The organism is Desertihabitans aurantiacus (genome assembly GCF_003344635.1).
GTDB lineage: Bacteria > Actinomycetota > Actinomycetes > Propionibacteriales > Propionibacteriaceae > Desertihabitans > Desertihabitans aurantiacus.
Genome location: NZ_QPKK01000236.1, coordinates 1 through 6,004, shown reverse-complemented (window position 1 = coordinate 6,004; position 6,004 = coordinate 1). Strand labels below are relative to the sequence as shown.

Below are 6,004 nucleotides of genomic sequence, written 5' to 3'. Positions count from 1 at the left end.
TGGCGGTGCGGACGGCCGGTCCATCACCAGGGTCGGCGCCGGCGACCCGGGCCCGGACGGCGCCGGTCGCCGGGACGGCTCGAGCCGGACGCCCCGCCACGGCCGTTCCTGGCTCCAGCGCACCGGCTCCTGCCAGCCCTGGGCCTCGGGCGGCGGAGCGGGTCGGTGCGGGACGACGGGCACGGCCCCATCCTCGCCGACCGGCCCAAGAGCGGGCCCGTCCGGCGGTCCGGCCGAGCGCCGGAGCACCCCGCGCTGCGTGGAAGAATGGCCGCCATGTCCTCGCTGCCCCACACGCTGAGCGAACGGCTGCAGGCCGTGGCCGGCGTCGATCCCGAGCTGCGCGCGGCGACCAAGCCGCAGTTCGGGCACTTCCAGTCCAACGTCGCCCTCCGGCTGGCCAAGGCGGAGGGACGTCCGCCGCGGGAGGTGGCGCAGCGACTGGTGGAGCAGGCCGACCTGTCCGACCTGTGCGAGACGCCGGAGATCGCCGGGCCCGGGTTCATCAACCTGCGGCTGCGTACCGAGGTGCTCGCGGCCGCCGCTTCGGAGGTCCGCGCCGACCCGCGGCACGGGGTCGAGCCGCAGCCCACCCAGACCGTGGTGATCGACTACTCCGCGCCCAACGTCGCCAAGCAGATGCACGTGGGCCACCTGCGCTCCACGATCATCGGCGACTGCCTGGCCCGGGTGCTGCGCGCGCTCGGCCACACCGTCATCGCGCAGAACCACATCGGCGACTGGGGACGGCAGTTCGGGATGCTGGTCGAGCAGATCCTCGACGAGCAGCTGGACGTCGCCGCGCTCGACCTGGCCGGTGCGGAGGAGCTCTACCGCCGCGCCAACGACCACTTCAAGGCCGACGAGACCTTCGCCGACCGGGCCCGCCGCCGGGTGGTGCTGCTGCAGTCCGGGGACGAGGACACCCTGGCGATCTGGCGGCAGCTGATCGACATCTCGCTGGCCGGTTTCCACGAGGCCTACGCCCGGCTCGGGGTGCTGCTCACCGACGCCGACCTGGCGGGGGAGTCCACCTACAACGACGACCTGCCGCGGGTGGTCGCCGAGCTGGAGGCCAGCGGCGCGGCTGTGGTCGACGACGGTGCCCTGGTGGTCTTCGTCGAGGGCTTCAACGCCCCGATGATCGTGCGCAAGCGCGACGGCGGCTTCGGCTACTCCGCCACCGACCTGGCTGCGGTGCGCCGCCGGGTCGGCGAGCTGGGCGCGGACCGGATCCTCTACGTGGTCGGCAGCGAGCAGACCTTCCACTTCAACCAGGTCTTCGCCGTGGCCCGCAAGGCCGGCTTCCTCCCCGAGCGGGTGCAGGCCGAGCACGTCGGCTACGGGATGGTGCTCGGCACCGACGGCAAGCGGCTGCGCACCCGCGACGGCGGCACCATGAAGCTGGCCGACCTGCTGGACGCCGCCGAGGAGCGGGCCGCCCGGCCGATCGCGCTGGCCGCGGTCAAGTACGCCGACCTGTCCAACAGCCTGGTCAAGGACTACGTCTTCGACCTGGACCGGATGGTGCAGACCGTCGGCGACACCGGGCCCTACCTGCAGTACGCCCACGCCCGGCTCTGCCAGCTGCTGCGTCGCGCCGAGGCCGAGCAGGCCCAGGTCGGCGAGGCGGTGACCGTGCTGGACGAGCCGGCCGAGCAGACCCTGGCGCTGCTGCTCACCCGCTTCGGCGAGACGGTGGCCGAGGTCGGGCAGACCCTGCAGCCGCACCGGCTCTGCGCCTACCTCTACGAGCTCGCCGGGGCGCTGTCGGTGTTCTACGAGCAGTGCCCGGTGCTCAGGAGCGAGGGCGAGGTGCGGGCGTCCCGGCTGGCGCTGTGCGTCACCGTCCGCGACGTGCTCGCCGCGGGGCTGGACCTGCTCGGCATCGAGGCCCCCGACCGGATGTGACGCCGGGGCGTCAGCCCTGGGTCGCCTTCGCCCTCGACACCCGGGCCTCGCCCGGGGCCTGGTAGTCCAGCACCGGCTCGGGGTGGGTCCGGCGGTCGGCGGCCAGCCAGGCGGCGCCGATGATGCCGGCCTTGTTCTTCAGCACGGCCGGCACGATGGGGGAGTTCAGCCGCAGGTGCGGCAGGAACTGCTCGTGGTCCTTGGAGACGCCGCCGCCGACCACGATGAGGTCGGGCCACAGCAGCTTCTCCACCACCTCGTAGTAGCGCTGCAGCCGCGGCACCCACTCCTCGTAGGAGAGACCCAGCTTGTCCTTGACCCCCGAGGAGGCCTGGCTCTCGGCGTCGTGGCCGTCGATCTCGAGGTGGCCGAGCTCGGAGTTCGGCACCAGCACCCCGCGGTGGATGATCGCCGAGCCGATGCCGGTGCCCAGCGTGGTCAGCAGCACCAGCCCCGGGTGGTCCTTGGCGGCGCCGTAGCGGACCTCGCCCACCCCGGCGGCGTCGGCGTCGTTGACCAGGTAGATGTCACGCTGCAGCCGGTCCTCGAAGACCTTCTCCGCCTCGCAGTCGATCCAGGAGGCGTGGATGTTGGCCGCCGACCGGGTGCGGCCGTGGGTGACCACCGACGGCACCGTGACCCCGATCGGGCCGTCGCCGATCTGGTCGGAGAAGTGCTCGACGATCTGCGCCACCACCTCGGCCACGTTGTCCGGGGTCGACTCCCCGGGGGTGTCGATGCGCAGCCGCTTGGCCGCGAACTCACCCTTCTTGAGGTCGACCGGGGCGCCCTTGATCCCCGATCCGCCGATGTCGATGCCGAGAACAGGCTTGGTCACGGGTCCGACCCTAGAGCACCCGGCCGACGGCGGGCCGACCGGTCAGCGGGTCGGCTCTCCCGGCGGGAAGGGCGTCTCCGGGGCAGGCGCGGCCGGCTCCTCGGCCTCTGCGGGCTGGCGCAGCACCGGACCGGCGGCGCTGCCCGGGACGGCGCTGGCGCGGGCGGTGCGCATCCGGTCGAGCTGGCTCAGCGCCGTCCGGCGGGCGTGCCCGGGCTCGACGTGCACGATCGCGAGGTTGACCGGTCCGGGCGTGGTGTCGACGTTCACGGTGGCCAGCCCGAGCGCGCGCTGCAGCGGGCCCTGGGTGAGCCGCACCGACTGGGTCTTGGCGTGCGGGACCACCTCGGTGATGGCGTAGAGCCAGCCGCGCCGGGTCACCACGACCCGCTCGTCCCAGCCGTGCCGCAGCGTCCACCAGTTCCACGGCCGCAGCCAGGCGGCGCCGCGGGGGGAGGGGTGCAGCTCGATCGCCTCGAGGTCGACCTCGGGCATGATCGCCGCCAGCGCCGTACGGACCTGCTCCTCGGTGGCGACGGGGAACAGCAGCGAGCTCTTGGTGTCGGTCTGCTGGCCGTCCTCGCCGCTGCTGGTGTGGCCGAGGACGTCCATCCGCACCCGGTACAGCCCGAGCGCCTTCCAGGTGGCCGGCTGCCCGATCGACAGGCCCTGGATGCGGTCCACCGGGACGGACTGGCTGGTCAGGCTGGTCAGACCGCGGGAGATCCGCAGCCCGCGGCCGCTGCGGGAGAGGGTGTAGTTGAACTGGCTGATGAGGTACATGCTCACCGTGGTCAGCAGGGCGATCCCGAGCGGGATGATGCCGCCGAGGGCGAAGAGGATGACGCCGAGGACGCCGGTGACGACCAGCCCGACCACGAGGGCCACCGCCGGCAGCAGGAAGTCCAGCGAGAGCAGGAAGCCGAGCACCAGCTGGCGGGGGCTGAGCCGCACCAGCACCTCGTCGGCGCTGCTGAGGTCGGTCCACGCGCTGGCCTGCGGCCCCTCCTCGGCGATGCTGCTCCGCTCGCCGGTGGCGCGCTGCACCAGGTAGTCGCGCAGCCGGGTGGCGCGGGCACGGCTGAGGTACTTCAGGCTGGCCCCGGAGTCGCCGGCGCCGGCCTCGAGCTTGAGCTCGGCCAGCCCGAAGATGCGGGCGGCGAAGGGCTGGGTGACGTCGATCGACTGCAGCCGCTGGAACGGGATCTTCTTCGAGCGGCGGGTGAGCACCCCGGTCTCGATCCGCAGCTCCTCGTCGTCGATGACGAAGCGGGTGAACCGCCAGGTGACGAATCCGGCCGCGGCCGCGACGAGGAACACGCCCGCCACCGCCAGCAGGACCCACTGCAGCGAGCCGGCCAGGTCGGTCAGCCAGCTGTCACCGTCCCCGTCCGGCACCAGCTCCCGGCCGACCGCGACCAGGATCGCCACCAGGACGACCCAGCCACGGATCAGCGGGGTGAGCGGGTGCGGGCGCTCGAAGGTCTTGCCCTCGGCATCCACCTGCGCGGGCGGCTCGGCCCCCGCGCCGGGCGGGAGGGTGCCCGGGGCCGTGCGGTCGGGGCCGGGCGGGGGCGTCTCCGGCGTGGAGCTCACAGCCCGGACAGCCTTGCCTCGGCGCGTTCGGTGAGCTGGTCGCGCAGCCGGGCGGCCTGGTCGGCGGTGAGCCCGGGGATGGTGGCGTCGGTGCTGGCGCTGGCGGTGACGAGCTTGACGGTGGCCAGGCCGAAGGCCCGCTCGAACGGACCGGTGGTGACGTCGACCACCTGCATCCGGCCGTACGGCACCACCGTCAGCCGGCGGAACATCACGCCCCGCGTGATGTAGAGCTCGTCCTCCAGCTCGGCGTAGCCCCACGCCCGCCAGCGGCGGCGCAGCAGCGCGAGGTCGAGCACGGCGATCACCGCGAACACCCCCCAGATCAGCGCGCTGATCCACCACTGGTCGCTCAGCACGCCGACCAGCACGGCCGGGATGGTGGAGACCAGCACGCAACCGATCACCGTGCCGAGCAGGGAGTAGGTCTGCCAGCGGGGGGAGATGCGTTGCCAGTCGGTGCGGGGCGGCGCGAAGAGCTGGTCCACGGGTCCCAACCTAGTGGCGAGGTCCGACGGTGGCTATCGGCCGATGCGGCCGCAGCCGTGGCCGGTGTGGCCGCCCTTCTTGAGCTTCTTGCGCACCGCCTTGGGCAGCTTGACCTCGATGCCGCCGAACATCACCAGGCCCCGCAGCACGAGCGTCGGCGCCCCGGGCGGTGCGGCGGGCACCTTGACCTCGCTGCCGCCGAAGACCGCCATCGTCTCGTTGCGCACCGCCATCCCCTCGGGGACCGTGATCTCCAGGCCGCCGAACATCACCAGCCCGTTGATCTCGATCTCGTCGCCCTCCAGGACCGCCTCGGTGAGGTCGATCTCGCCGCCGCCGAACATCACCAGCAGCTGGTTCTGCCGGTGCACCCGCCAGACGCCCTTGCGCTCGAATCCGCTGAACATCGCCATCATCCGGTCCGGGGCCGCCGACGGGGAGGTGCGGTCGACGGTCGGCCCGGCCGGGGTGGAGGTGCTCGGCAGCGGTCGGTCCAGCGGGATGAGGTCGTCGGTGAGCGGGATCAGCTCGTCGAAGGTGCGGGCGCGCATCGCGGCGTCCAGGCGCTCCTCGTGCTCCTCGTGGGTGAGCCGGCCCTCGGCGTAGGCGGTGCTCAGCACGGCGGCGACCTTCGACCGGTCGGTGTCGGAGGCCCGCAGGGAGCCGGGGCGCGGGGTCGGGCGGCCGGCCGGGTCGGGGTCCCGGACGTCCGGGGTCTGCGGCTGGGCCGACAGCAGCGGCCACTCGCCGCGCTCGGGCTGGACGGAGTTCTGCACGCCCCCACGCTATGCCCGGCGACGGCCGCCGTCAGCAGGTGGCGGCACCGATCCGGGCCGCCTCAGGGAGGCCACCCAGGCAGGCGATGCGCTAGAGTGACGCCGCGACGCAGGGGTTCCGGCCCCGCCGCGGCGTCTCGCGGATGTAGTTCAATGGCAGAACATCAGCTTCCCAAGCTGAGAATGCGGGTTCGATTCCCGTCATCCGCTCCACCACCTCCCCATCCAGAGGTTGACCCTCTCCCTGCGGGAGACCACACGCTGGCGTCATGTCAGAGATCTCTCCGCCGCCCCGCTACCCCCGCCCGCTCGCGCTGACCGGCCGCCGCGCCGTCGTCGTCGGCGGCACCCGAGGGCTCGGGGCCGCAGTGGTCGACCGCCTGGCCGACGCCGG

6 protein-coding genes and 1 tRNA gene are annotated in these 6,004 nt (G+C 73.2%); 2 read left to right on the top strand and 5 right to left on the bottom strand.

The annotated features are described in order from the left end of the window. Positions 1-183 (bottom strand): hypothetical protein (locus tag DVA66_RS21710; protein ID WP_232822005.1); only part of this gene is annotated, 183 nt, incomplete at its 3' end. A 93-nt stretch (positions 184-276) separates the two neighbouring features. Between DVA66_RS21710 and argS the strand changes: the two genes are divergently transcribed. After that, positions 277-1,911: an arginine--tRNA ligase gene (gene argS / locus DVA66_RS15960; protein ID WP_114560967.1), complete on the top strand. Its 1,635-nt coding sequence runs from the start codon at positions 277-279 to the stop codon at positions 1,909-1,911. 10 nt (positions 1,912-1,921) lie between these two features. Here the strand turns inward: argS and ppgK are convergent, their stop codons facing one another. From ppgK to DVA66_RS15940, 4 genes are read right to left on the bottom strand one after another with little or no spacing between them, the layout of a single operon-like run. Next, positions 1,922-2,749 carry a polyphosphate--glucose phosphotransferase gene (gene ppgK, locus DVA66_RS15955; protein WP_114560964.1) on the bottom strand — a complete coding sequence of 276 codons (828 nt, stop codon included), beginning with the start codon at positions 2,747-2,749 and terminating at the stop codon, positions 1,922-1,924. Between the two features lie 42 nt (positions 2,750-2,791). Continuing rightward, positions 2,792-4,345 (bottom strand): PH domain-containing protein, encoded by a 1,554-nt coding sequence (locus DVA66_RS15950; protein ID WP_114560963.1) that lies wholly within the window; start codon positions 4,343-4,345, stop codon positions 2,792-2,794. Continuing rightward, a complete protein-coding gene (locus DVA66_RS15945) occupies positions 4,342-4,833 on the bottom strand; it encodes a PH domain-containing protein (protein WP_232822004.1) in 492 nt (163 codons plus the stop codon). Before DVA66_RS15945 ends, DVA66_RS15950 begins: the two co-directional genes overlap by 4 nt. Before the next feature lie 33 nt (positions 4,834-4,866). Then, the gene (locus DVA66_RS15940; protein ID WP_198671838.1) at positions 4,867-5,610 is read right to left on the bottom strand and encodes a DUF1707 SHOCT-like domain-containing protein; all 744 of its coding nucleotides are present in this window, start codon (positions 5,608-5,610) and stop codon (positions 4,867-4,869) included. A gap of 139 nt (positions 5,611-5,749) precedes the next feature. Here DVA66_RS15940 and DVA66_RS15935 point away from each other — a divergent pair. Continuing rightward, positions 5,750-5,823: transfer RNA gene (locus DVA66_RS15935), tRNA-Gly, on the top strand. Positions 5,824-6,004: the final 181 nt, after the last annotated feature.